Origin of the sequence: Streptomyces araujoniae (genome assembly GCF_050871195.1) — a bacterium.
Classification (GTDB): domain Bacteria; phylum Actinomycetota; class Actinomycetes; order Streptomycetales; family Streptomycetaceae; genus Streptomyces; species Streptomyces bacillaris.
The window spans coordinates 3,247,301-3,272,014 of the sequence record NZ_CP194070.1 but is presented as its reverse complement, the minus strand read 5'-3'; the positions used below and the strand labels follow the sequence as shown (position 1 = coordinate 3,272,014).

Annotated in this window: 18 protein-coding genes and 1 pseudogene; 7 read left to right on the top strand and 12 right to left on the bottom strand. The window is 72.4% G+C overall.

Annotated elements, in window-relative coordinates; all coding sequences use genetic code 11:
- Positions 1-19 precede the first annotated feature (19 nt).
- Positions 20-1,579: a helix-turn-helix domain-containing protein gene (locus tag ACQ9ZG_RS13805; protein WP_499280589.1), complete on the top strand. Its 1,560-nt coding sequence runs from the start codon at positions 20-22 to the stop codon at positions 1,577-1,579.
- 130 nt (positions 1,580-1,709) lie between these two features.
- On the opposite strand, the gene ACQ9ZG_RS13800 is transcribed toward ACQ9ZG_RS13805, so the two are convergent.
- The gene (locus ACQ9ZG_RS13800; protein WP_499281600.1) at positions 1,710-2,861 is read right to left on the bottom strand and encodes an acyl-CoA dehydrogenase family protein; all 1,152 of its coding nucleotides are present in this window, start codon (positions 2,859-2,861) and stop codon (positions 1,710-1,712) included.
- 101 nt (positions 2,862-2,962) lie between these two features.
- Positions 2,963-4,858, bottom strand: coding sequence for a CoA transferase (locus ACQ9ZG_RS13795; protein WP_499280588.1), 1,896 nt, complete (start codon positions 4,856-4,858; stop codon positions 2,963-2,965).
- Between the two features lie 304 nt (positions 4,859-5,162).
- On the opposite strand from ACQ9ZG_RS13795, the gene ACQ9ZG_RS13790 reads away from it, so the two are divergent.
- Positions 5,163-6,425, top strand: a complete 1,263-nt coding sequence (locus tag ACQ9ZG_RS13790) for a phospholipase D-like domain-containing protein (RefSeq protein ID WP_109916267.1) — start codon at positions 5,163-5,165, stop codon at positions 6,423-6,425.
- A 106-nt stretch (positions 6,426-6,531) separates the two neighbouring features.
- Positions 6,532-6,972, top strand: coding sequence for a GvpU-like protein (locus ACQ9ZG_RS13785; RefSeq protein ID WP_018489230.1), 441 nt, complete (start codon positions 6,532-6,534; stop codon positions 6,970-6,972).
- Positions 6,973-7,045: 73 nt separating this feature from the next.
- Here the strand turns inward: ACQ9ZG_RS13785 and argS are convergent, their stop codons facing one another.
- Positions 7,046-8,827: an arginine--tRNA ligase gene (gene argS, locus ACQ9ZG_RS13780; RefSeq protein WP_109916268.1), complete on the bottom strand. Its 1,782-nt coding sequence runs from the start codon at positions 8,825-8,827 to the stop codon at positions 7,046-7,048.
- A gap of 138 nt (positions 8,828-8,965) precedes the next feature.
- On the opposite strand from argS, the gene lysS reads away from it, so the two are divergent.
- Positions 8,966-10,723 (top strand): lysine--tRNA ligase, encoded by a 1,758-nt coding sequence (gene lysS, locus ACQ9ZG_RS13775; RefSeq protein WP_099217681.1) that lies wholly within the window; start codon positions 8,966-8,968, stop codon positions 10,721-10,723.
- 80 nt (positions 10,724-10,803) lie between these two features.
- On the opposite strand, the gene galU is transcribed toward lysS, so the two are convergent.
- The 5 genes from galU to ACQ9ZG_RS13750 form a co-directional block, all read right to left on the bottom strand.
- A complete protein-coding gene (gene galU / locus ACQ9ZG_RS13770; RefSeq protein WP_018489233.1) occupies positions 10,804-11,709 on the bottom strand; it encodes a UTP--glucose-1-phosphate uridylyltransferase GalU in 906 nt (301 codons plus the stop codon).
- Positions 11,710-11,800: 91 nt separating this feature from the next.
- The gene (locus ACQ9ZG_RS13765; RefSeq protein ID WP_109916269.1) at positions 11,801-14,098 is read right to left on the bottom strand and encodes a bifunctional glycosyltransferase/CDP-glycerol:glycerophosphate glycerophosphotransferase; all 2,298 of its coding nucleotides are present in this window, start codon (positions 14,096-14,098) and stop codon (positions 11,801-11,803) included.
- 297 nt (positions 14,099-14,395) lie between these two features.
- Positions 14,396-15,886 carry a DUF2637 domain-containing protein gene (locus ACQ9ZG_RS13760; RefSeq protein ID WP_109916270.1) on the bottom strand — a complete coding sequence of 497 codons (1,491 nt, stop codon included), beginning with the start codon at positions 15,884-15,886 and terminating at the stop codon, positions 14,396-14,398.
- Between the two features lie 182 nt (positions 15,887-16,068).
- Positions 16,069-16,911, bottom strand: coding sequence for a DUF3558 domain-containing protein (locus tag ACQ9ZG_RS13755; protein WP_109916271.1), 843 nt, complete (start codon positions 16,909-16,911; stop codon positions 16,069-16,071).
- A 194-nt stretch (positions 16,912-17,105) separates the two neighbouring features.
- Positions 17,106-17,975, bottom strand: a complete 870-nt coding sequence (locus ACQ9ZG_RS13750; RefSeq protein WP_109916272.1) for a hypothetical protein — start codon at positions 17,973-17,975, stop codon at positions 17,106-17,108.
- 184 nt (positions 17,976-18,159) lie between these two features.
- On the opposite strand from ACQ9ZG_RS13750, the gene ACQ9ZG_RS13745 reads away from it, so the two are divergent.
- Entirely contained in the window at positions 18,160-19,353 is a 1,194-nt protein-coding gene (locus tag ACQ9ZG_RS13745) for an RtcB family protein (RefSeq protein ID WP_109916273.1), read from the top strand.
- Positions 19,354-19,458: 105 nt separating this feature from the next.
- Here the strand turns inward: ACQ9ZG_RS13745 and ACQ9ZG_RS13740 are convergent.
- Both ACQ9ZG_RS13740 and ACQ9ZG_RS13735 read right to left on the bottom strand, forming a co-directional pair.
- A pseudogene (locus ACQ9ZG_RS13740) lies at positions 19,459-20,388 on the bottom strand (hypothetical protein).
- A gap of 177 nt (positions 20,389-20,565) precedes the next feature.
- Positions 20,566-21,324 (bottom strand): SDR family NAD(P)-dependent oxidoreductase, encoded by a 759-nt coding sequence (locus ACQ9ZG_RS13735; protein ID WP_109916274.1) that lies wholly within the window; start codon positions 21,322-21,324, stop codon positions 20,566-20,568.
- 249 nt (positions 21,325-21,573) lie between these two features.
- On the opposite strand from ACQ9ZG_RS13735, the gene ACQ9ZG_RS13730 reads away from it, so the two are divergent.
- Together ACQ9ZG_RS13730 and ACQ9ZG_RS13725 are read left to right on the top strand one after the other, a co-directional pair.
- On the top strand, positions 21,574-22,197 hold the full coding sequence (locus ACQ9ZG_RS13730; protein ID WP_499281599.1) for a hypothetical protein: 624 nt from the start codon (positions 21,574-21,576) through the stop codon (positions 22,195-22,197).
- 18 nt (positions 22,198-22,215) lie between these two features.
- Positions 22,216-22,923, top strand: a complete 708-nt coding sequence (locus tag ACQ9ZG_RS13725; protein WP_028417377.1) for an AAA family ATPase — start codon at positions 22,216-22,218, stop codon at positions 22,921-22,923.
- A 106-nt stretch (positions 22,924-23,029) separates the two neighbouring features.
- Here ACQ9ZG_RS13725 and ACQ9ZG_RS13720 read toward each other — a convergent pair whose 3' ends face one another.
- Both ACQ9ZG_RS13720 and ACQ9ZG_RS13715 read right to left on the bottom strand, forming a co-directional pair.
- Positions 23,030-23,770, bottom strand: coding sequence for a Mut7-C RNAse domain-containing protein (locus ACQ9ZG_RS13720; protein ID WP_109916943.1), 741 nt, complete (start codon positions 23,768-23,770; stop codon positions 23,030-23,032).
- A 50-nt stretch (positions 23,771-23,820) separates the two neighbouring features.
- Complete coding sequence (locus tag ACQ9ZG_RS13715; protein ID WP_109916944.1) at positions 23,821-24,681, bottom strand: AraC family transcriptional regulator; 861 nt, start codon at positions 24,679-24,681, stop codon at positions 23,821-23,823.
- Between the last annotated feature and the right edge of the window lie 33 nt (positions 24,682-24,714).

The following is a 24,714-nucleotide window of genomic DNA, read 5'->3' as shown; positions in this document are numbered from 1 at the left end:
CAGGGAGGGGAACGCCGTCGTGGCGACGCCGGAGGCCGAGCATTTCGCGGCCCTGCTGAAGGAACTGAAGGGCCGTTCGGGGCGTAGCTACGGGGTGCTCGCCGGAAGACTGCACGTCAGCACGTCGACCCTGCACCGCTACTGCAACGGGGACGCGGTGCCCAACGAGTACGCCCCCGTCGAGCGGTTCGCCCGGCTCTGCGGCGCGAGCGGCGACGAGCTGGTGGAGGTGCACCGGCGGTGGATCGTGGCGGACGCGGCCCGGCGGAGGCCTCCGGGGGCGGCGGTGGGCGGGAGGGTCACGGAACCGGCCGCCCAGCAGCAGACCGCTCCGGAACCGGTCGCTCCGGTGTCTGCGGCCGAGCACGGGACCGGGACGGGTACGGGGACCGGGACCGGGCCCGGCGCTGTGCCTGGGCCCGTACCGGGGAGTGGGCCCGCGCCCACCCTCGTACCGGAGACCGGGCCCGCGCCTGTACCGGCAGCCGGGCGCGCGCCCGCGCCCGCTTCCGTACCGGAACCCGAGCCCGCGTCCGCGCCGGCCGCCCTCGTCACCGGCCCGCCGCCGCCCGCCGGTGACGGACGTGGCCGCCCGGCCCGCTGGTCCCGGCTCTCCCGGCGTACGCGGGTCCTGATCGCCGCCGCCGGGGTCGCCGCCCTCCTCGTGCCGACCGCCGTGGTCGCCGCCGATCTCGCCGGGTCGCGGTCCGGGGGTGCGGCCGCCGCTCCGGACCGGGGCGCACCGGAGGGGGACGCGCCCCTCGCGCCCCCGGACCGCACCCCGGCCACGCCCCCCTCCTCGCCGTCCCCGGGCTCCCCGTCCTCCCCGGGCGCTTCCCCGTCGTCGCTGTCCTCGTCCTCCGGTACGCCGTCGGCCGGGTCCTCGGAGAGCGGGGGCGGGCCCGCGAGTTCCGGTTCCGGTGGGGGAGGGGCGGAGGGCGGTGGTACGGGGCTCGGTGCGCCGCCCGCCGTCACCATCTCCTCGTACAACTGGGACGAGCCCTGCGGCCAGTTCTATCTGCTGGACCGGGGGCCCAAGGGGGTCTCCCCGCCTCCCCCGCCGCAGGACCGGCGGGCCTGGGCCGAGTCGTACGGCGGGGTCGACGCCGGGAACATGCTGCTCCAGCTGACCGTGCAGGGGACCTCGCGCGAGGCGGTCGTCCTGAAGGGCCTGTACGTGCGGGTGCTCTCCCGCAAGGCGCCGCTGCCCTGGTCGGCGTACCTCATGGGCAACGGCTGCGGCAGCGGCATCGCGCCGCAGACCTTCGCCTCCGACCTCGACACGCGGCACCCCATCATCACGCCCGTACCGGGGACGCAGGGCGACCGTTCGATCCCGGCCAGGCCCTTCCCGTTCAAGGTGACCTCCGAGGACGTGGAGGTCTTCAACCTGGACATGAAGGCCGTGGGGTACGACGTGACCTGGTACCTGGAGCTGAGGTGGAGCAGCGGCGGGCGTGAGGGGATGCTGCGGATCGACGACCACGGGAAGCCGTTCCGGACGAGCGGGATGCGGGGGCGCCCGGCGTACACGTACGGCAACGACGAGGTGAAGTGGGAGCCGTACGAAAGCGGTTGAGCCCTGGGTGCGGTCGGGTGCGGTCAGGTGCGCCGGTCGGCGGGCGGTCCGGGCGGTGGCCCGGTGGGAGGGTCCGGCCGCTGTCCATGGCAGCGGCCGGACCCCGTTCGGGTGCCCGTCCGGGCGTTCCTCATGCGGGGGACGCGCCCCAGCGGCGGAGGTCGAACGTGGGGTGCTGGGCGGCCGCGTTGGCGTCCCGCCAGATCCGCTGGACCGGCGCGTCGTCGTAGATCACGGCCGAACCGGACGCCTCGTACACCGCGTTGACCACCTCGCGGCACCGCGTCCCCGCGTACGCGATGTCCCGGCGCATCCGGGCCCGCTCCTCGGCCGTCCCGCCCGGGGTGCCGGAGACGGCGAGCGTCTCCAGGTCGGCCAGGAGCAGCGCCCGTGCGGTGTCGACGGTGGCGGTGAGCGCGGCCGTGTCCAGCCGGGCGCCGCCGCCCGGACCCGCCGAAGAGCCCGTGTAGGCGTCCAGGGCCGCCCGGGCCGTGCCCAGGAGGACGCCCGCGAGCGCCACCGTGCCGACGGCCGTGAACGCCATCCGGTACGGGGCCGTCCGGGGGCGGCCGTAGGGCGCGGGTGCGACGGGGTCCAGGGCGGTCAGCGGGAGCACGCGGTGGTCGGGGACGAGGAGTTCGGGGACCGTGAACGAGCGGCTGCCCGTGCCGCGCAGACCGCTCGTGTGCCAGTCGTCGATGGGGACCGTCCGCTCCTGCGGGATGAGGACGAGGTGGGGTTCCGGTTCGGCGCCCGGCGCGGGCGGGGCGCTCACCTCGGCGACGATCCACTCGGCGTGGTCGATGCCCGAGCAGAAGCGGCCCCACATCCCGCGCAGCAGATAGCCGCCCGGGACGCGCTGGGCGGGCGGGCCGGAGAGGCGGAGCTGGAGGGCGATCCGGCTGGAGGGGGCGGCGAAGACCTCCTGGCGGGCCTCCAGGGGGAACTGCGCCACGATCCAGGTGTTGCCGCCCATGACCGCGCGCAGCCAGCCGGCCGACGCGCAGCTCCGGGACAGCTCCTCAGTGGTGCGGAGCGCGGTGGCGAAGCCGTGTCCGCCGCCGCCCCAGACGCGCGGGGTCAGGACGTCGAAGAGGCGGGCGTCGTCCAGGAGGCGGACCGCCTCGGCGGGCAGGGTGCGCAGCCGGTCGGCCTCGGCCGCGTACGCCGCGAGCCGGCGCGCGACCGCGCGGGCGGCGGCCACCGCGTCGTCGTGGGAGAGGGCCGGACGGGGGTCGTCGTCGGTGGCGTACGGGAGGGGCGTGGCCGGTGGCCCGGACACGGCAGTGGCCGTGGCAGCGGTGGTGGCGGTGGCGGCTGCGGGGATGGTCGGTACGGGGACGGTGGGTGCGGTGGCTGTCGGTACGGGGGCGGTGGCGGCGGTCACGAGAAGCTCCAGGGGGGTGTGGGGCGGGCGTAGCCGTCGTGGGTGAAGTACGGGGAGAGCGCGGGGTCCTGGGGGAGCGCGGCCAGGTCGGTGATGACCGCGCGGGCGGGGACGCCGGCCGCGTGGAGCCGCTTGAGCCAGGTGGCGGTGGGCGCGGTGGCGAGTTCTGCGGGGGTCACCCCGGCCGCCGGGCCGACCGCGATCAGGCCGTCGGCGGTGGGGGCGACGAGACCGGCGGGCGCCGGAGGGGCCCCCGCCGGGTCGTCCAGGCCGCGCAGCAGGGGCCGCAGCAGCACCCGGGAGGCGCCGAGCAGGGAGGTGTCGACGCGCAGCCTGCCCGTCGCCGCCCCGGACTCCCGGGCGAGCAGGGCCGCCAGGACGGATTCGGCGGCGAGCTGGCCGCCCAGCAGGTCGAGCACGGTGACCAGGGAGGGGGCCGGGTTCCCGTCGGGGGTCCGTACGGTGTCGGCCACGCCCGACCACGCCTGGACCATGGGGTCGGTGCCCGGCGGGCGGGGGCCGTCGGGGGCGCGGTCCCAGGCGGAGGCCCAGGCGTGGACGAGGCCGGGGCGGGCGCGGGCCAGGTCCTCCTCGTCGAGCCGGAGCCGGGCCGCCTCGCCGGGGGCCCAGGTGTGCAGGAAGACGTCGGCCTCCGCCACGGTCTCCGCGACCGCCCGGCGGCCCGCCGCCGTACGGATGTCGATCTCGCGGACCTCCTTGCCCGCGTTGAGCGCCGCGAACCGGGCGGAGACCCCGCCCGCCAGGGGTGCCGCCCCGCGCGCGGGGTCGCCGCCCGGCTGCTCGATCCGGATCACGCGGGCCCCGAGCGCCCGCAGGACGGAGGTGGCCAGCGGGCCCTGGAGGTGGCGGGTGGACTCGACGACGGTGAGGCCGGTGAGGGGGAGCGGGAGGGAGCCGGGGCGGGCGGCGCGGCGGGGTGCGGGGTGCGGGGCGCCGGGGTCCCGGGGGAGTTCGCGCAGCTCCCAGGGGTCGTCGTCGTACCGTACGTCGCTGTCGGCGCGCCGGTCCGCGAGGGTGCGCAGGGCGCAGATGCCCATCCCGGTCCGCTCGGCGAGGAGCTGGAGGTCGGCGAAGCGGTGGCGGCCGGCGCTCTGGGCGAGGGTCGTGATCAGCGGGGAGGCGGCGCGGGCGGGCCGGGCGGAGAAGGCCCGCCAGCTGTTGGCGATGTCCTTGGCGGGGGCGCCGACCGCCCGCCAGAAGTCGCGCCAGGGCTGGACCGCCAGGGCCTCCACCTCGAACCGCACCCCGTCGGAGGAGGTGAACGGGGGGCGGGCGGCCCGGCGGTAGGGCGGGCTGGGGACCTCCTCGGGCTCCTCGCCGGCCGTCGCGGCGGCCACGTACGGCCCGAGCGAGAACAGGGCCGCCCGCACCACGCTGACGCGGGCCGAGCGGACGGGGGTGCCGCGCAGGCCGGAGAGGGCGGCGGCCAGCAGGGCCTGGGAGGCGGCGACTCCGCCGAGGGTGGAGAGGAGGTCGACGCCGAGGGGGCGCGGGCCGCCGTTGGCGCGGCCGTGGAGGGCCATGAGGCCGGTGGCCGCCTGGGCGGTGGTCTCGTCGAAGGGCGTCGGGTCGCCGGTGGGCCAGCCCCGCAGGGTGAGATCGGTGCCGGGGGCGGAGTGCGGTCCGCCGAGGCCGATGACGGTCTCCGGGCCGGGGGTGGCGTACCGGTCGCGGACCGGGCCCGTGCCGCCGCCGTGCCAGGGGCCCGAGCCGGGGCCGAACCGGGCGCCGAGCCGGGTGAGGTGGTCGCGGACGATCCCGGTGGCGGTGGCGAGAGAGGCGGGCGGGGCGGGCGGCAGGTGGATCAGGTGGCCGTCGAGCGGGAGGGTGTCGCCGGTGGTGAGCGGGGCGAGCGGTGGCGCGGACGTCAACGGGTCCTCCGGGAGGGTGGGTGTCCGGGGGCGGGGCGGCGCGTTTCGGACGACCGGAGACGAGCCGTTACTTAGGTTAGGCTAACCATACTCACCCCGGAGGCGAGGTGAAGGGTTTCGGCCGGATCGGGCCGCGTGGCGGGGGAGTTCGGGCCTCTCGGGCCTGTCCTGGGGGCCGAAGGCGTACGGGGGGCTGAGCCCGGCCCGTACCGAGGAGTACAGTCTCCGACGCCCTCACCAGCCCACCCCGGCGGGGCACCGCTCCGAACGGTCGGCGGCCCGCCCCTACCACCCCAGGTGACCGATGTCCGGTATAGCCGAAGCCTCCGAACAGGCCGAGCGGGATCCCAGCGACGGCGAGCGGAGCACGCCCGCGCGGACGCCGGAGGCGGCGCTCGACCCCGACGTCTGCGCGGAGCGCTCCCAACGGCTCAGACGCAGACTGGAGCGGCTGATCGGCATCGCCGCGACCGAGGGCAACGCGCTCCTCCCGCTCCGCAACGGCGACCAGATCTTCGGCGCGATGCTGAAGGCGATCCGCACCGCCGAGCACACCGTCGACATGATGACCTTCGTCTACTGGCGCGGCGACATCGCGCGGGAGTTCGCCGAGGCGCTCGCCGAGCGGGCCCGCGCCGGGGTGCGGGTGCGGCTGATGCTCGACGGCTTCGGCTCCCGGCTGATCGAGAAGGACCAGCTGGCCATGATGGACGAGGCCGGCGTGACGGTGGCCTGGTTCCGCAAGCCGCTCTACCTCTCGCCCCTCAAGCAGAACCACCGCTGCCACCGCAAGGTCCTCATCACCGACGAGACCACCGCGTTCACCGGCGGCGTCGGGATCGCCGAGGAGTGGTGCGGCGACGCGCGCAACGAGCACGAGTGGCGCGACACCCACGTCCAGGTCCGCGGACCCGCCGTCGACGGCCTGGCCGCCGCCTTCGCCCAGAACTGGGCCGAGTGCCAGGACGAGCTGTTCGACGAGCACGACCGGTTCGTCCCCAGCGACCAGCACGGCGACGCGGTCGTCCAGGTGGTGCGCGGCTCCTCCTCCTTCGGCTGGCAGGACATGCAGACCCTGATGCGGGTCGTCCTGGAGTCCGCCGAGGAGCGCATCCGCCTCACCACCGCCTACTTCGCCCCCGACGACTACTTCACCGCCCTGCTCTGCGCCGCCGCCCGGCGCGGGGTGGAGGTCGAGATCCTGCTGCCGGGGCCGCACACCGACAAGCGGGTCTGCCAGCTCGCCGGGCAGCGGCACTACGAGGAACTCACCGCGTGCGGGGTGAAGATCTACCAGTACCAGCCCACGATGATGCACACGAAGACGGTCACCGTGGACCGGGTCGCCTCGCTCATCGGCTCCACCAACTTCAACCGGCGCTCCCTCGAACACGACGAGGAGGTCATGCTCGCGGTCCTGGACTGCGACTTCACCGACGCGCTCGACGCCGACTTCGACGAGGACCGGGAGAAGAGCGTCCGCATCGAGCGCGGCCGGTGGAAGCGGCGCGATCTCGTCCAGCGGGCCAGGGAAGCGGCCGTCGTGCCCATCCGCCGGTTCCTCTGATCCCGCCGGACCCGGCCCATGGGGCGTGTGCCCGCGCCTTCACCGGGCAGGCGGTGAGCACGGCCGTCGTACGCCATTGGTCGTACGCCATTGAAGGGAAGGGCCCATGAGCGCCACCGCCGAGACCTCGCCGGCACCGTCCGCCGCGGTGATCACCGAGCCCCTGCCCGATCTCCAGCTCCAGCTGCTCATCCAGCTCCTGGACGAGGACCCGCGCGCCGGTCTGCCCATGACCCTCACCCACCCGGGCGGACTGCTGCACGGCGACGCGATCGGGCACGAGCAGTGGAAGGCCGAGTGGGCCAGGTCGCTGCGCCAGGTCGAGGGCGAGGGCGCCAACCTGCTCGCCGAGTTCCCGGAGACCGTCGACCAGGGCGTACGGGAACTGCGCGCGGAGGAGCACGCGTCGGGGGCGGCCCGGCTGCCCCGCTGGATCCACCTGCGGGACGTCACCCTCGTCTCCGGGGCCATGACGCCCGTCTCCCTGCCGCTGTGGCGCGGACGCCTCTCCGACGTGTCGGGGTGGGCGCTGGGCCGCCCGCAGTGACCTGACCCGTACGTACACGTCGGCCCCGGCACCCTCGCAGGTGCCGGGGCCGACGTACGTACGGCTGGTGGCGTCAGAGGCGGCCGGGGGTCCGGATGCCGAGCAGCTCCATGCCCCGGTGCAGGGTCCGGGCGGTGAGGTCCACCAGGAAGAGCCGGTTCTCGACCACCTCGGGCGCGTTGTCCGCGCTGAGCACCTGGCACTGGTCGTAGAACGTGGTCAGGTGGGACGCCAGCTGGTACAGATACGCGGCCAGCTTGTGCGGCTCGTAGCCGGACGCGACCTCCGCGAGCACCTCGCCGAACTGGTCCAGGTGCAGCCCGAGCGCCCGCTCGGCCGGGGCCAGCGCCAGCTCCGGGTGGGCGGCCGGGACCGCGTCGCCCGCCTTGCGCAGGATCGACTGGATCCGGGCGTAGGCGTACTGGAGGTAGACCGACGTGTCGCCGTTGAGCGACACCATCTGGTCCAGGTCGAACTTGTAGTCCCGCACGGCGGAGGTCGACAGGTCGGCGTACTTCACGGCGCCGATGCCGACGTACCGGCCGTTCTCCACGATCTCGTCCTCGGACAGGCCCACCTTCCCGGCCTTCTCCCGCACGACCGCGGTGGCCCGCTCGACCGCCTCGTCGAGCAGGTCCTCCAGCCGGACCGTCTCGCCCTCACGGGTCTTGAACGGCTTGCCGTCCTTGCCGAGGACCGTGCCGAAGGCGAGCTGCACGGCCTTGACGTCCTCGTTCAGCCAGCCCGCCCGGCGGGCCGTCTCGAAGACCATCTTGAAGTGCAGCGACTGCCGGGCGTCGACCACGTACAGCAGGGTGTCGGCCTTGAGGTTCCGCACCCGGTCGCGGATGGCGGAGAGGTCGGTGGCCGCGTAGCCGTAACCGCCGTTGGTCTTCTTCACGATGAGCGGGACCCGGTTGCCGTCCGGGCCCTTCACATCGTCGAAGAAGACGCAGAGCGCACCCTCGGAGCGGACTGCGACACCCGTCTCCTCCAGGATCCGGCAGGTCTCCTCCAGCATGTCGTTGTAGCCGGACTCACCGACGATGTCCGGGTCGCGGACCTCCATGTCGAGCTTGTCGAAGACGGAGTGGAAGTAGATCTTCGACTCGTCGACGAAGCCCTGCCACAGCTCCAGCGTCTGCGGGTCCCCGGCCTGGAGGGCCACCACCCGGTCCCGGGAGCGCGCCTTGAACTCCTCGTCGGCGTCGAACAGGGCGCGCGAGGCCTTGTAGACCCGGTTCAGCGTCGACATGGCGGCCTCGCCGTCGCTGGCGCCGCCCTCGTGCTTCAGGGCGCCCGGGTGCTCGATCAGATACTGGATGAGCATGCCGAACTGGGTGCCCCAGTCCCCGATGTGGTGGCGCCGGACGACGTCCTCGCCGGTGAACTCCAGGATCCGGACCATCGCGTCACCGATGACCGCCGACCGCAGGTGGCCGACGTGCATCTCCTTGGCCACGTTGGGCTGGGCGTAGTCGATGACGGTGGTGCCGGCGGCCGGGTCGACCGGGACGCCGAGGCGGCCCTCGGGGTCGGCGGCGCGGGCGGCCAGCGTCTCGACGATCGCCCGGTCCGCGAGGGTGATGTTGAGGAAGCCGGGGCCGGAGACCTCGATGTCCTTGATCAGCTCACCCGCCGGGAGGGCGGCGGTGACCCGGCCGGCCAGCTCCCGGGGGTTGCCCTTGAGCTTCTTGGCGAGCGCCAGGATGCCGTTGGCCTGGAAGTCGGCCCGGTCGCTTCGGCGCAGCAGCGGGTCCGCGGTGCCGGCATCCGGCAGGGCTGCCGTCAGGGCGTCCGCCAGCTGCTGCTGGAGCGTGGAAGCGAGGGAGGGGACCGAGCCGTGCTCAGGCATGGGACGGGCTGCCGTTTCCGTAGGGGTACAGGGGATTCGGTCCAGTATCCCACGGGGTGCAAAGCCGTTTTCGCGCTACGGGGGGTAGCTGGGAGAATGGTCGGTAACCCACTGGGAACCGACAGACGAGAGAAGGACGTGCCGACCGTGGCCGAGAGTCAGACCAGCACCGAGACCGACTGGGTCTCCCGCTTCGCGGACGATGTCATCGCCGAATCGGAGCGTCGTGCGCCTGGCAAACCGGTCGTCGTCGCCTCGGGCCTCTCCCCCTCGGGCCCGATCCACCTCGGCAACCTCCGCGAGGTCATGACCCCGCACCTGGTCGCGGATGAGATCCGGCGCCGCGGGTACACCGTGCGCCACCTGATCTCCTGGGACGACTACGACCGCTACCGCAAGGTCCCGAACGGCGTCCCGGGCGTGGACGAGTCCTGGGCCGAGCACATCGGCAAGCCGCTGACCTCGGTGCCCGCCCCGGCCGGATCGGCGTATCCGAACTGGGCCGAGCACTTCAAGGCCGCCATGTCGGCCGCCCTGGACGAGCTGGGCGTCGAGTACGACGGGATCAGCCAGACGGAGCAGTACACCGCCGGGACCTACCGCGAGCAGATCCTGCACGCGATGAAGCACCGCGCCGACATCGACGCCGTCCTCGACCGCTACCGGACCAAGAAGGACCCGGCGGCGGCCAAGGGCGGCAGGAAGCCGCAGCAGAAGAAGGTCGACGAGGCCGAGCTGGAGGCCGCCGAGGGCTCCGGCGCCGCCGCCGAGGACGACGGCAGCGGCAACAGCGCCGGCTACTTCCCGTACAAGCCCTACTGCGGCAACTGCGAGAAGGACCTCACCGTCGTCACCTCCTACGACGACGACACCACCGAGCTGAACTACACCTGCTCGGCCTGCGGCTTCGCCGAGACGGTCCGGCTGAGCGAGTTCAACCGCGGCAAGCTGGTCTGGAAGGTCGACTGGCCGATGCGCTGGGCGTACGAGGGCGTGATCTTCGAGCCCAGCGGCGTCGACCACTCCTCGCCCGGCTCCTCCTTCGTCGTCGGCGGCCAGATCGTCCGCGAGGTCTTCGACGGCGTGCAGCCCATCGGGCCCATGTACGCCTTCGTCGGCATCTCCGGCATGGCCAAGATGTCCTCCAGCAAGGGCGGGGTCCCCACCCCGGCCGACGCGCTGGAGATCATGGAGGCGCCGCTGCTGCGCTGGCTCTACGCGCGCCGCAAGCCCAACCAGTCGTTCAAGATCGCCTTCGACCAGGAGATCCAGCGGCTGTACGACGAGTGGGACTCGCTGGTCCGCAAGGTCGAGGACGGCACGGTGCTCCCCGCCGACGCCGCCGCGTACGCGCGGGCCGTCCGCACGGCGGCCGGGGAGCTTCCGGGCACCCCGCGCCCCCTCCCGTACCGGACGCTCGCCTCGGTCGCGGACATCACGGCCGGCGCCGAGGACCAGACGCTGCGCATCCTGACCGAGCTGGACCCGGAGAACCCGCTGACCTCGCTGGACGAGGCGCGTCCGCGGCTCGACCGGGCCGAGAACTGGATCACCACCCAGGTCCCGGCCGAGGCCCGCACCATCGTCCGCGACGAGCCCGACAAGGAGCTGCTGGGCTCGCTCGACGACCAGGGCCGCGACTCGCTGCGCCTCCTCCTGGAGGGGCTGGACACGCACTGGTCCCTGGACGGGCTCACCACGCTCGTCTACGGCGTGCCGAAGGTGCTGGCGGGGCTGGAGCCGGACGCCAAGCCGACGCCCGAGCTGAAGGCCGCCCAGCGGTCGTTCTTCGTGCTGCTCTACCGCCTGCTCGTCAGCCGTGACACCGGGCCGCGGCTGCCCACGCTGCTGCTCGCGGTGGGGGCGGACCGGGTGCGCAGGCTGCTGGGCGCGTAGGACCCCGCCGTACGTGCGAAGGGCCGCCGCCCGGGATCCCCTCCCGGGCGGCGGCCCTTCGCCGTGCGGTGCTTGTGGTGTCAGCCCGCCGCGGCCTCGTCCTCGTCGACGAAGGTCCGCAGCCAGGAGCGGAACTCCGGCCCCAGGTCCTCGCGTTCGCAGGCGAGCCGGACAATGGCGCGCAGGTAGTCGCCCCGGTCGCCGGTGTCGTAGCGGCGGCCCTTGAAGACGACGCCGTGCACCGGGCCGCCGATCTTCTCGTCCGCGGCGAGCGCCTGGAGGGCGTCGGTGAGCTGGATCTCGCCGCCGCGCCCCGGCTCGGTCTGCCGCAGCACGTCGAAGACGGCCGGGTCCAGGACGTACCGGCCGATGACCGCGTAGTTGGACGGCGCGTCGGCCGGGTCCGGCTTCTCGACCAGGTCGGTGACCTTGACGACGTCGCCGTCCTCGGTGGTCTCCACGGCGGCGCAGCCGTACAGGTGGATCTGGGAGGGCTCGACCTCCATGAGCGCGACGACGCTGCCGCCGTGCCGCTCCTGGACCTCGATCATGCGGGCCAGCAGCGGGTCGCGCGGGTCTATGAGGTCGTCGCCCAGCAGCACGGCGAAGGGCTGGTCGCCGACGTGCGGGGCGGCGCACAGCACGGCGTGACCGAGGCCCCTGGGGTCGCCCTGGCGCACGTAGTGCGTGGTCGCCAGCGAGCTGGACTCCTGCACCCGTGCGAGCCGGTCGGCGTCGCCCTTCTTCTGGAGGGCCGACTCCAGCTCGTAGTTGCGGTCGAAGTGGTCCTCCAGGGCGCGCTTGTTGCGGCCCGTGATCAGGAGGACGTCCTCCAGACCGGCGGAAGCGGCCTCCTCGACCACGTACTGGATCGCCGGCTTGTCGACGACCGGCAGCATCTCCTTCGGGGTCGCTTTCGTGGCCGGCAGGAACCGGGTGCCCAGGCCCGCGGCAGGGATGACGGCCTTGGTGATGCTGGTGTGCATGATGTGGATTCCCCGAGGTGTGGTGGAGATGGGCGCGCACCACGGCGCCGCCGTAGCCGAGCGGCATCCATGGTGCGCGTGGGAGGGTCGGTCAGGTGGTGACGCGGTCGCCGCTCGCCTGTGCCGGGATGAGCACGGCGGCCCCGACCGCCTCCGGCGCGGGTGCGGGGGTGCGCTGGTCGAGGGGGATGACCGCCGGGGTGGCGTCCTGCCCCAGGAAGACCTTGCGTACGACACGCTCGGCGGCGTGGCCGTCGTCGAACTGGACGAAGCGCTTCCGGAACGCGGCGCGCAGCTCGGTGGACCGCTCGTCCTTCCAGGCGCCGCTGCGGAAGACCTCGATGAGCTGGTCCTCGTCGGTCGCCGTGGCGCCCGGGGTCTGCCCCGGCTCCTGGGAGAGCAGGTCGAAGTAGACGCCGCGGGCCTGGCTGTAGACCTCCCAGTCGTCCACGTAGGCGACGATGGGCCGGTCCAGGCAGGCGTAGTCGAACATGATCGACGAGTAGTCCGTGATCAGCGCGTCGGCGGCCAGGCAGAGATCCTCCACCACCGGGTACGCGGACACGTCCTTGATCAGACCGCGGTCCTGGAGGGCCTGGAGCTGCGGGTCGGCGTTGTGGAGGTAGTGCGCGCGCACGAGGAGGACGTGGTCGGGGCCGAGTTCACGGCTCATCCGCTCCAGGTCGATCCGGGGCACGAAGCCCTTCTGGTAGTCGCGCACCGTCGGGCAGTACAGCAGGGCGGTCCGGCCCTCCTCGATCCCCAGCTCGGCGCGGATGCGCGCGACGTCCTCGGCGGTCGCCCGGAAGTAGACGTCGTTGCGCGGGTAGCCGGAGTCGATCGGCTCGAAGGCGCAGGGGTAGACGCGCTCCCAGATCTCCGTCGAGTACTGGTTGGCGGAGAGGCTGTAGTCCCAGCGGTCCACCCGTTCGAGCATCTTGCGGAAGCTCATGCCCTTCGCGGCGGCGGGGAACCGCTGCTGGTCGATGCCCATCTGCTTCAGCGGCGTGCCGTGGTGGGTCTGCAGGTGGACCTGCCCCGGCCGCTTGACGACCTCGTTGGTGAAGTTGGCGTTGTTGACGAAGTACTTGGCCCGGGCGATGACCTCCCAGTAGCGGGGCGAACGCTCCACCACGTGGTCGACCCCCGCGGGCACGTTCTTCTCCTCGCCCGGGCGCACGATCCATACGCCGTGGATGTGCGGGGCGAGCTCCTTGGCCTTCTCGAAGATCGCGGCGGGGTTGCAGGTGACGCCGCGGTTCCAGTAGGCGCTGTAGACCGCGAGGTTCTCGTCGATCGGGCGGCGCAGGTGCATCTGGTAGAGCTGGTCGTACGCCTTCCGGCCCAGCCGGGTCCTGACCTTGGCGGCCCGCTTGCGCAGCTTCGTCCGGGCGGTGCCAGCGAAGACGGCAGCCGCGTACGCGGAGTAGGAGCCGCGCTCCAGGAGATCGAACCGCAGCCCGGTCCCGCCCTGGGGCTTCTTGAAGCCGACGGGCTTGAACCGCTTGTACTGCTCCGACGCCCGCTTGAAGAAGGCGGGGCGGTCCTGGGGAAGGACGCGGTTCTCGCGGGCGAGGGTGAACAGGAAGTGGTTGGCCATGCGCTGGAACAGCAGTGCGCGTACGGGTTCGAGGTGCGGCCGCTCGTCGAGGAAGTCGAAGAGGCGGGCGTACTGCTCGAAGATCCCGAAGTGCTCGCGCCCCGGGGTCCGCATCGAGTTGCCCTGGCGCCGCTGCCGGTACCGCACGCAGACGTGGTCCAGGCCCGCGACGGTCTCCGCGGTGAGCATGGTCTTGTAGACCATCAGCGCGTCTTCGTAGATGCCGTCGGTGAAGGTGAACCCGTTGCCGACGTAGAACTCGCGGCGGTACACCCGGTTCCACACCACGGCGAACATCGTGAGGTACTCGGGCCGCTCCAGGGCCGTGAACACGTCGGTTCCCGCCGAGGCGAGCAGCTCGCCGGCGGCACTGACCTGCACACGGTTCGTCCAGTACGTACGGACGTGGTCGAGGAGCAGGATGTCCGGGTCCCCGACCCGCTCCAGCCGGTCGGCGACGGCCTGCAGGGCGCCCTCGGCCAGGGTGTCGTCACTGTCCAGGAAGAACAGGTAGTCCCCGGACGCACGCTGGACACCGAGATCGCGGGCCTTGCCTATGCCCCGGTTCTCGTCGAGGTGGACGGGGCGCACCCGGCTGTCCCGTGCCGCGTATTCGTCGAGTATGCGCCCACAGGAATCCGGGGAGTGGTCATCGACGGCGATGATCTCGAAGTCGGTGAACGACTGCTCCAGGATGGAGTCCAGACACGCGCGCAGGTAACCCTGAACCCGGTACACAGGAACGACAAGGCTTATCCGGGGGTTCGCCGGGTTCTGCGTGTGACTCATGCGTGGGGCTTCCTTGGGAGTGGGGGGAGCCGCACACGACTCCGCACCTCATATAAGCACATAAGCTATATAGGGCTATTACGGGGTTACAGGGTGCAGAAGGAGTGGCCCCCTTCCGGGATTCGGCCGATATGGCCTGGTGAAGGGCGCAGCCGACACCAATTACTTGACCCGCGTGCCCGCGGGATGGTTGCACGCGCTTGATGAACGTGATGTACACCATGCTAATCAAGGGTGTCGCCCGGGTGGCGCACGGCCGTACGTCAGCGGTACGCCACCGTGTGCGCCGGCCGTACCTCAGGCGCTCTGGTCGGCCGTCGCCTGCGCCGGGACGTACGCCTTCCTGAACTCCGGCATCAGACGCTGGAGAAGCTCGGTCGAGCGGGGGTGCCGTACGTTGCGGGTGTCCGCGAGGTGGATGTCCAGGATCTCCACGCTCGGGTACTGACCCTCCTGGTCCGTGTACGAGGTGAACACCTCGAAGGCCAGATCGGCGTACTCCGCGTCCTCCTGCGGCCACTCCTCCAACTGCGGGGCCTCCTCGGGCCCGGGGTCCGGGACGCGGGCCGCCTCGGGCGCCTGCGCGCTGACCTGGGGCCGCTCCTCCTGGACCCGGGGCCGCTCCTCCTGGCGGGGATGCGGGACCGCGCCGATCGTGCCGACGTCACCGAGCGGGCGGGTGCGGCCGGGGCCCAGGGGGACGGCGGCGGGCGTGGGCTCCAGGCCCTCGGTGTACTCCGGGTCGTACGCGCTGGAGTGCGGGCCCTCCGGCAGCTTCTGGGCGGCGAACCAGGGGCTTTCATGGGTGGGCGGTGCCTGGGGGGTCTCCGGGACCTGTGAGGATTCCGGGGCGACCGGGACCCCTGGGGCGGCGGGGGCTTGGGCGGTCTGCTCGGCGGGGTGGTGCTGCTGTTGCTGGGGTGCCTGCTTCTGGAGCGACGGGGGCTGCTGCTGCTCCGCCTGGGCCTGCGGACCCGGCTGCGGCTGGGCCTGGATCTGCCCCTGCTGTTCCCGTTCCCGCTCCTGATCCTGCCCGGGGTCGTACGACAGCTCCGGCCGCTCCGGCAGTCCGGCCTTCGGGGCGGGCGGCAGCAGAGCAGGTTCGATACCGGCGGCGGCGAGCCCGGCCGGGGCGGTCTCGGCGAGCGGGACGCCGTACTTCGCCAGCCGCAGCGGCATCATCGACTCGACCGGGGCCTTGCGGCGCCAGTTGCGGCCGAACCGGGCCTGGAGGCGCGCCTGGTAGATCAGCCGCTCCTGTTCGAGCTTGATGACCTGCTCGTAACTGCGCAGCTCCCACAGCTTCATGCGCCGCCACAGCTTGAACGTCGGTACGGGGGAGAGCAGCCAGCGGGTGAGGCGCACGCCCTCCATGTGCTTGTCCGCCGTGATGTCCGCGATCCGGCCCACCGCGTGGCGGGCGGCCTCCACGGAGACGACGAACAGGACCGGGATCACCGCGTGCATCGCGGTGCCGAGCGGATCGGGCCAGGAGGCGGCCCCGTTGAACGCGATGGTCGCGGCGGTCAGCAGCCACGCGGTCTGGCGCAGCAGCGGGAACGGGATCCGCATCCAGGTGAGCAGGAGGTCCAGGGCGAGCAGGACGCAGATGCCCGCGTCGATGCCGATCGGGAAGACCAGGGAGAACTGGCCGAACCCCTTGGCCTCGGCCAGCTCGCGCACGGCCGCGTAGGAGCCCGCGAACCCGATCGCCGCGATGATCACCGCACCGGCGACGACGATCCCGATGAGTATCCGGTGCGTGCGTGTCAGCGGTATGGCGGCCACCGGCGCTCCCCTCCCCGACTTCTTCTCTCCCGGACCGGCATCCATGTCCGGCGCTGGCACAGCCTGGCACATGTGTGCGAGTTCCGTTGCGCGGGGAGGGGGAGGCCCGGCCCTCGGCGGAGGGTCGGGCTCCGGAAGAACGCCGTACGGCCTGGGAGTTCGGCCGGCCGGGCCCGCTCAGGTCACGACTTGGGCGTGGCCTCGGCGTCGTCCTTCTTCGCGTCCTTGTCGCCGTCCGACTTCTCGTCCTTCTTCTCGTCGGACTTGCCGTCCGACGGGCCGTCGGACTTCGAGGCCTCGGCGGTCCTGCCGACCGCGGCGACCGCTTCCTTCGCCGCCTTCTGGGCGTCCTTGAGGATGTCGGCGGCGGACGGGGTCTTCGCCCCCGCGAAGCCCGCGCCGTTGTACGTCAGGGTGACGACGACATTGCCCGTACGGGCGACGACCGTGCTGTTCTCGAACTTCTCGTCCGACTTGTCGAGGCCGTACGTGATCGCCGTCGCCTCGTCGCCGATGCCGGCGGCGTCGGCGGTGGCGACCTTCTGCGCGCCCTCGGTCGCCTTCTCCTTGGCGACCTGCTTCGTGTAGTCCTCGGCGGCGCGGTCGGCCCCGCTGCCCAGGGACTGGTCGGAGTCGAAGCGGGTGAGGGCGACGGAGAGCCAGCGGTACTGCGAGCCCTTGACGCCGTTGTCCTTGAGACCGTTCCACGAGCAGCTGCCGCGCACCGAGAGATCGCTGGAGCGGCCCGCCGTGCCGCCCTTCTTCTTGGCGTCGGGCACCAGGTCCTCGATCGTGCCCTTCCCGATCGAGGAGCAGGGGTCGGGCAGGTCACCGAACTTCGCCGGCTCGACCGCGGGCTTCGTCGGTTCGGTGGAGGCGGCGCCGGACGACGAGGAGTCCGCACTCTTCTTGGCGTCGGACCCGGAGCCGGAGCCGGAGTCCGAAGAGCAGCCGACGGCGACGAGCATCACCGGAACGGCGGCGCAGGCGAGGATGCGGGACAGGCGCGGAGCTGAACGGTGCATGGTTCCTTCACTCGGATGGCACGGAGGTCTCGGTCGTGGAGGCTCGGTCGGTACGTCTGTGTCGGCATACATGTGGGGGTAGGTGTCTGCGTCGGTACCTCTCTGCCGGTACGTCTGCAGGGGAGCCACGTTACGACGGACGACGGTTTCCCGGCGCCCCGGTCACCGAGGGCCTCCGGCTCCGCGGAGCGGCTCTACCCGCTGATCGCCTCGGCCAGCTTCCGGGCCAGTGACCGGGCCTTTTCCTGCAGTTCCCTGCTGTCGGGCACCTTGGTGACGAGGGCCGGCTGCTCCCCGTACCGGACCGTCACGAGCACGTTCGATGTGCGGAATACCACGCTCACCGTGCGGTGCTGTGCGGTGGAACCTGCCCGAGTGAGGAGATCGTCCAGAAATGCGGCATCTCCGAGTCCGTCGAGCACTCGCGGCCGCAGGTCCTCGTCACCGCTGCCGGAGGGGCCCGGGGCGCCGGAGGTGGAGGTGGACGGGGAGGGCGGGGCGGAAGAGGAGGAGGAAGACGAAGAGGCGGAGGGGTCCGTCGCGTCCTGGTCGTCACCGGGCTTCGGTGTCCCCTTCTCCCCTCCTCCCGCGCTCGCCGTCGCGCCCTTGCCCTTCTCCGGGGTGCCGCCGCCCGTCCCCGGCAGTTCGGCCGCGTTCTCCTTCTTCACGTACAGGGCGCGGGCGCGGTCCTCGTCGCTGACGGCGGGGTCGTACGACACGACGCGCTCGAAGTCGATCGTCAGGTTGCGGGAGGAGTCCGGCGCGGTGGACTTCCAGCTGCAGCCGACCTTGCGGTCGGTGTCGTACGTGATGGTCGCCGCCCCCCGCAACGCCTTCTCCTGCTGCTGCCGGGAGAGCTGGGCGATGCCCGGCAGCAGGTCCTTGAGCGTGGCGTCCGGCACGGCCCGGCAGGGTGCGGGCAGGGTGCGGTACTTGCCCGGGGGTGCGGTGGTCACGGCGGGGTTGCCCGGCTTGCTGTCGGCGTCGCTCGCGCCGCCGCCGGAGCCGGCACTGCAGCCGACCGCGAGCGCCGCGAGGAGTGCGACGCCGGGTACGTAGGCCATGTGTCGCACCGTCCCAGGCTCCCTTCGGTACGGAAAAACGTGTTGCCGCCGAGAGGCGGCCGATGGACACAATGTGTATCGCACGCGCCGCTGTGAATGCCGGTCGGCCGACTTGTTTGCCGACCTTGGCACCGGTTTTGCGCTTTCAGTCTTTTCGGGGGAATCGCGGGGGAATCGAGGAGCTATGTCGTACGTAGAGGTGCCGGGGGCGAAGGTCCCCATCCGGATGTGGACCGATCCGGCGTCCGTCGAGGACGTGGCGATGCAGCAGCTGAGGAACGTCTCCACGCTGCCGTGGATCAAGGGTCTCGCCGTCATGCCGGACGTCCACTTCGGCAAGGGGGCCACGGTCGGTTCGGTGATCGCGATGCAGGGCGCGGTCTGCCCGGCCGCGGTCGGGGTCGACATCGGCTGCGGGATGTCCGCGGTCAGGACGTCCCTGACGGCGAACGATCTTCCCGGCGACCTGTCACGGCTGCGCTCCAAGATCGAGCAGGCCATTCCGGTGGGCCGCGGGATGCACGACGAGACCGTGGACCCGGGACGGCTGCACGGGTTCCCGACGGCGGGGTGGGACGACTTCTGGGGGCGGTTCGACGGGATCGCGGAAGCGGTCAGGTTCCGTCAGGAACGTGCCACGAAGCAGATGGGAACGCTCGGATCGGGCAACCACATGATCGAGTTCTGTCTCGACAGTGACGGGAGCGTGTGGCTGATGCTGCACTCCGGTTCCCGGAACATCGGCAAGGAACTGGCCGAGCACCACATCGGGATCGCGCAGAAGCTGCCGCACAACCAGGGCGTCATCGACCGGGACCTGGCGGTGTTCATCTCGGACACTCCGCAGATGGCCGACTACCGGAACGATCTGTACTGGGCTCAGGAGTACGCCAAGTACAACCGCGCGATCATGATGGCGCTCTTCAAGGACGTGGTCCGCAGGGAGTTCAAGAAGGCGAAGCCGGTCTTCGAGCAGGAGATCTCCTGCCACCACAACTACGTGGCTGAGGAGCGGTACGACGGCGCCGACCTGCTGGTCACCCGTAAGGGAGCGATCCGCGCGGGCTCCGGTGAGTACGGCATCATCCCCGGCTCGATGGGCACCAGCTCGTACATCGTCAAGGGTCTCGGCAACGAGAAGGCGTTCAACTCGGCCTCCCACGGAGCCGGTCGCCGGATGAGCCGGAACGCGGCCAAGCGCCGCTTCACCGTGCGGGACCTGGAGGAGCAGACGCGGGGCGTGGAGTGCCGCAAGGACTCCGGCGTCCTGGACGAGATCCCGGCCGCGTACAAGCCGATCGAGCAGGTCATGGAGCAGCAGCGCGACCTGGTCGAGGTGGTCGCGAAGCTCAAGCAGGTCATCTGCATCAAGGGGTGAGCTACTGAGGCGCTGCGGTGAGGGGCCCGTCGTCGTGGGGCGGCGGGCCCCTCACCGCCCTTCCAGGCGTCTACAGGGCGGTTCCCTCACCGTCCTCCAGGGCGTCTACGGGCTGGGCGGCAGGTCCTCGGGGCGCCGGACCTGTCCGGTCCTGAGCCGCCAGAGACGTACCGAACAGGAGGCCTCACTGCGGCCCAGCTCGGCGGCTGCCGCGTTGGTGTCCTCCGAATTCAGCAGAGTGCGGTCCTCCCATGGCTTCCAGCGGCGGCCCGGCGGACGGACACGCATGGTCGCGGGACGCTCTCAGGAGGCCAGGGACGCGGCCGCCGTGCTCTTGCGGGCGAGGGAGAGGCAGTCCGGGTAGTAGAGGTGCGCGGCCAGCTGGACCGCCGCCTCCTTCGCGTAGACGACGTTGTAGACCCCGTCGCGGGTGTTGCGCCCGATCCGGCGTGCGGTTCCCGTGACCGCTTTGGCGTACCGGCAGAGGTAGGCGCCGACGGCGGCGCTCGCGGTGGTCAGCGAGACGAACGGCAGCCCCTGTCCCGTGTAGCCGATGGATCCGTCCGCGTCGACGATTCCGCGCAGATAGTCGCGGCGGGAGAACTCCACCCGAGGTGGGGTGATCCTCTTCGACTTCCGGCCGTAGGGGAGCCCCAGATCGTTGACCTTTGCCCTGGCCTCCCGATCGCAGAGAGTCCAGACGGCGGAGTGGTGCCGCTCCGCGAAATTCGTGGACCGTACGCGCTCGGTGATGCTGCTGTTGTACGGAGTCAGCTGCTGGAACTCGCGGAGGATGGCGATGTCCCGCACGTTGATCTCGACGGAGAGACGGCCTTTGTGCCCGGTGCCTGACGCGAGATGCCCGTCGGCCTGGAGGAAGCCGAACATGTAGGCGTAACGCGGATCTTCGAGATCCATGAAGGCCGGGACAGGGCGCGGCGTCGGTGAGCCTGCTGACGCGGATGGTGGGGGTGGGGCGGGTGCGAGAGCGCCGATGTCGAAGAGCGCGGGCGCGTTAGGGTCGTGTCCAGCCACGGGGAAGCCCTACTTCCTTGGTGGTGAGGCCCTCGGCCGGGACGGGAATCCTGGCCGGGGGCTGCTCTGCGTTCGTTGCGAACGACCCTAGGCAGCGGTTTCGGCGACCGGGCGGGTGATCGACGCTGATCACCCGTACGAGTGGCCGACAGGGTTGCGTGGCAGGGGCGGGACGCCTCAGAGCACGCGGTGGACCTTCGAGTTGGAGGCCTGGGCGCGGGGGCGGACCACCAGGAGGTCGATGTTGACGTGGCTGGGGCGGGTGACGGCCCAGCCGATCGTGTCGGCCACGTCCTCGGCGGTGAGGGGGGCGTCCACGCCCGCGTAGACCTTGGCGGCCTTCTCGGTGTCGCCGCGGAAGCGGGTGGTGGCGAACTCCTCGGTCTTGACCATGCCGGGGGCCACCTCGATCACGCGGACCGGGGTGCCGACGATCTCCAGGCGCAGGGTCTCGGCCAGGACGTGTTCGCCGTGCTTGGCGGCCACGTAGCCGCCGCCGCCCTCGTAGGAGGAGAGTGCGGCGGTGGAGGAGAGGATCACGACGGTGCCGTCGCCGCTCGCGGTCAGGGCGGGGAGCAGGGCCTGGGTGACGTTGAGGGTGCCGATGACGTTGGTCTCGTACATCCGGCGCCAGTCGTCCGGGTCGCCGGTCGCCACCGGGTCCGCGCCCAGTGCGCCGCCCGCGTTGTTGACGAGGAGGGCCAGCGAGCGGAAGGCGGTGGCGAACTCGTCGACGGCCGCGCGGTCGGTGACGTCGAGGGTATAGGCCGTCGCCTCGTGGCCGGCCTCGACGATTTCGGCGGCGAGCGCCTCGATGCGGTCCTTGCGGCGCGCGGTGAGGACGACCCGGAAGCCGGCCGCGGCCAGCGTGCGGGCGGTCGCGGCGCCGATGCCGCTGCTCGCGCCGGTGACGACGGCGATGGGGGTGGCGGTCATGGCGATCTCCTCGGGCAGTTGATCGGTAACGGGAAAAGGATAGGCAGCCGTTGCCCGCCCGGTCTGCCCCGCCTCCACGGAGCGGACGGAGCGGGGCGGAGTGGGCGGGGCGGGGCGGGCCGCACCGGGGCGGGGGCTCCGCCGTGGGCTGTGCGGGTGGGGGAGAGCGCGTCGGACTCGTCTTTTAATAGGGTTAATCGCCCTTGTCGGTATCTTCCGGCCATGGGACTGACGCGTAGAGGACTGCTGATGCCGTTGTCCGCCGCCGCGGCGATGGCGGCGACGATGACCGTACTGGTGGCGGCCGCCGTGCCCGAGGCCGCCGCCTCACCCGAGACCCGCCGCGAGGCCCCGGCCGGCCGTGCGGCCCCGGGTGCCCCTGTCGCCCCGGGTGCCCCTGTTGCCCCGGCCGCGGAAGCCGTGCCGGTCGGGGACGTCGCTCCGGCTGCCGGATCGGTGGACGCCGTACCCGCCGCTCCCGCTCCGGCTCCCGCGGCGGATCTCACCCACCACGGGTACGTCTCCGTCGGGGGCGATCACGTCGCGATCCGCATCCGGAGCGAGAACCTGGGCCCCTCCGACGTCGCCGCCTCGACCGTACGGCTGCGCTTCTCCGAGCCGCTGGCCGTGCGCCAGGAACTGCCGCACGGCTGCCTCCGGAGCGGCCGGGCCACCGTGCTCTGCGAGACCGGCGCGCTGCGGTCCCGTGGCGGGGCCCGGCAGACCGCGCTCGACCTGCGGCTGGCGGGCGGCCACGACGAGGTCGTCGTACGGCTCGACACCGTCTGGAACGGCGGGGTGCGGGACGCCGACCGCACGAACGACGCGCACGAGGTGCTCGCGCCCGCCACGGGAGATGCGTACGCCTTCTGAACCGGTGATCATGGTGCGGTGATCGTCGAACGCGCGTATGCCCATGTGGATTCCCCCGATCCGGGGGAGTGGCCCTGGTCGGTGCCGTGTGTACGGCAGTTCCTCGGCGAGGGGCTGCGGTTCGAGGCCCCGGTGACCTTTCTCGTCGGGGAGAACGGTTCCGGAAAGTCCACGCTGGTGGAGGCGCTGGCGGAGGGGTTCGGGCTGGACAGCTACGGCGGCTCGGCCGACTGGAAGTACGCGACCTCGCGGGGCAAGTCCCTCCTCGGCGAACGCGTCCGCTTCGACGCCGCGCCCCGGGGCCGGCGCATGGCCTACAGCCGGTCCGCGCGCAAGGGGTTCTTCCTCCGGGCGGAGACCGCCCTCGACGCGCTGGAGCGGGAGAGCCTGGCACCGGACACCCGCAGCCACGGCGAGGGGTTCCTCGCCGCCTTCCGGGAGAAGTTCGTGGTGCCGGGGCTGTACGTCATGGACGAGCCGGAGGCCGCGCTCTCCTTTGCCTCCTGCCTCGAACTCCTGGGACACATCGACCAGTTGGTGAAGGCGGGCGGCCAGGTGGTGTGCGCCACCCACTCACCGCTGCTGACCGCGCTGCCGGGCGCGGACATCGTGCAGGTGGGAGAGGACGGGATGGAGCGGGTGCGGTGGGCGGACCTGGAACTCGTCGACCACTGGCGCCGCTATCTGGCCGACCCGCAGGCGTACCTCCGCCACGTCCTGGGCTGACCGGCGGCCAGGCGCACCTCCGCCGCGCCCTGGGCCGGCCGACCCGCAGGCGTACCCCCGCCCTGCCCTGGACTGACAGCCGCCCAGCCGCACCCGCCGCACCGTCCTACGTCTGCGCCGCCGCGCCGCCGAACTCCCGTACCGCCTCCGCGACGATCGCCTCCAGATGGCCGTGGTGTGCGCCCCGCCAGTACACCCGGTCGCACGCCGTGCACTGGGCGAACACGTCGTACGCCTGTTGCGTGCCGTGTTCCAGCAGATCGCTCACCGCGTCCTTGTCGGCCCGGGCCAGCGTGCCGTTGCAGGCCGTGCAGCGGGTCCACGGGGCGAGGGCCGGGGCGAAGCGGCCGAGGACGTCCCGCAGCTGCTCCTGGGGGCGGTCGCTGTAGACGTACGCCCCCGCCCAGATCTCCCGCCGGCGCAGCAGCCCGCGGTCCCGGGAGAGCAGGACGCGCCGCTCCCGCGCGGAGAGGGCGGCGAGCGCGGGGTCCCCGATGTCCTCGCTCTCGTACGCCGTGTCCAGGCCCAGCAGCCGCAACCGGCGGGCCAGCGTGCCGAGATGGACGTCCAGGAGGAAGCGGAGCGGGGCGCCGGGGACCCCCTGGGGGCGCTCGACCGCGGTGACGTCGACGTGCTCGCCCGGTCCCGGGATGTGCGAGCGGTCCGCCGGGGCGCCGTCCACCAGGAGCGTGCCGGCCTCGGTGAGCGGGATGCCGAGGGACTCGATGACATGGCCGAGGGTGGAGGCGCCGTCGGTGGTGAGCGGCGTGCGGCCCGCGCGACGCTCATGGGGGACGAAGAGCCGCAGCTCAGGGGCTACTTCGAGGGTGATCTCGGGTCCGTTCACCCGGCCAGGATGCCACCGGGGAGCGGCGGACTGCCAGGGAATTGGGGCGCCTACGGAGGCGGTGGCGGGGCGAACGCCGTCGGGGGGACGCCCACCGTCGCGGTGAAGTCCCGCACCAGGTGGGCCTGGTCGCTGTAGCCGAGATCGGCGGCCAGCCGCGCCCAGTCCACGGCCGGGTCCGACTCCGCCCGCTCCAGCGCCTCGTGGATCCGGTAGCGGAGGATGACCCACTTGGGGCCCACCCCGACGTACGCGGCGAAGAGCCGTTGCAGCGTCCGGGGGGAGAGGCCCGCGTCCCGGGCGAGCTGCCCGGTCCGGCGCACCGAGCGGTCCGTGCGCACCCGGTCGACCAGCTCCATCGCCAGCGCGGCCTGCGGGTCCGGGCGGGGTTCCAGGGCGAGCAGGCAGGCGTCCAGCGCGGCGACCCGGGCGTCCTCGTCGTCCGGGTCCAGGACCGCGTGGAGGTCCGGCGGGGTACGGAGCACCTCGGCGGCGTCGACCCGGCGCCCCGTCAGCTCGCTCAGTGCGTGCTCCGGCGCGAACGGGCGGAAGCCTCCTGGCCGGAACTGCACCCCGCAGACCCGGCCGCGCCCGGCCAGCTTCCGGGTGAAGAGCCCGAGGGCGATGCCCGCCACCTCGGCGTACCCGGCCCGTTCCCGGTCCGCCTCCCCGGCCTCGTACCGCTGCGCGACGAGGTTGACCGACGGGTGCGGGACGACATGGGCGGCGTACGGCTGGTCGAGCCGCCAGTCGATGAGCCAGTAGTGCTCCAGGTACGGGCGCAGCGCGGGGGCGGGTTCGCGGCGGCGGAAGCGTACGTGCGTGAACAGGTCCGGGGCGTCCACGATGCCCCGGGTGTCCCGACGCGGTCCGGGGCCGTGTTCGGGGCCGGGGCCCGGTCCGGTGGCCATGGTGCTGATCCTAGAGGGCGGTGCTCCGGCCGG

Excerpts from the sequence above, each read along its gene's own strand:
- argS (WP_109916268.1), bottom strand. The coding sequence starts at position 8,827 with ATGCCTGAGCACGGCTCGGTCCCCTCCCTCGCTTCCACGCTCCAGCAG.
- ACQ9ZG_RS13735 (WP_109916274.1), bottom strand. The coding sequence starts at position 21,324 with ATGACCGCCACCCCCATCGCCGTCGTCACCGGCGCGAGCAGCGGCATC.
- galU (WP_018489233.1), bottom strand. The coding sequence starts at position 11,709 with ATGCACACCAGCATCACCAAGGCCGTCATCCCTGCCGCGGGCCTGGGC.
- ACQ9ZG_RS13790 (WP_109916267.1), top strand. The coding sequence starts at position 5,163 with ATGTCCGGTATAGCCGAAGCCTCCGAACAGGCCGAGCGGGATCCCAGC.
- ACQ9ZG_RS13755 (WP_109916271.1), bottom strand. The coding sequence starts at position 16,911 with ATGCACCGTTCAGCTCCGCGCCTGTCCCGCATCCTCGCCTGCGCCGCC.
- ACQ9ZG_RS13745 (WP_109916273.1), top strand. The coding sequence starts at position 18,160 with ATGTCGTACGTAGAGGTGCCGGGGGCGAAGGTCCCCATCCGGATGTGG.
- ACQ9ZG_RS13765 (WP_109916269.1), bottom strand. The coding sequence starts at position 14,098 with ATGAGTCACACGCAGAACCCGGCGAACCCCCGGATAAGCCTTGTCGTT.
- ACQ9ZG_RS13715 (WP_109916944.1), bottom strand. The coding sequence starts at position 24,681 with ATGGCCACCGGACCGGGCCCCGGCCCCGAACACGGCCCCGGACCGCGT.
- ACQ9ZG_RS13785 (WP_018489230.1), top strand. The coding sequence starts at position 6,532 with ATGAGCGCCACCGCCGAGACCTCGCCGGCACCGTCCGCCGCGGTGATC.
- ACQ9ZG_RS13750 (WP_109916272.1), bottom strand. The coding sequence starts at position 17,975 with ATGGCCTACGTACCCGGCGTCGCACTCCTCGCGGCGCTCGCGGTCGGC.
- ACQ9ZG_RS13730 (WP_499281599.1), top strand. The coding sequence starts at position 21,574 with ATGCCGTTGTCCGCCGCCGCGGCGATGGCGGCGACGATGACCGTACTG.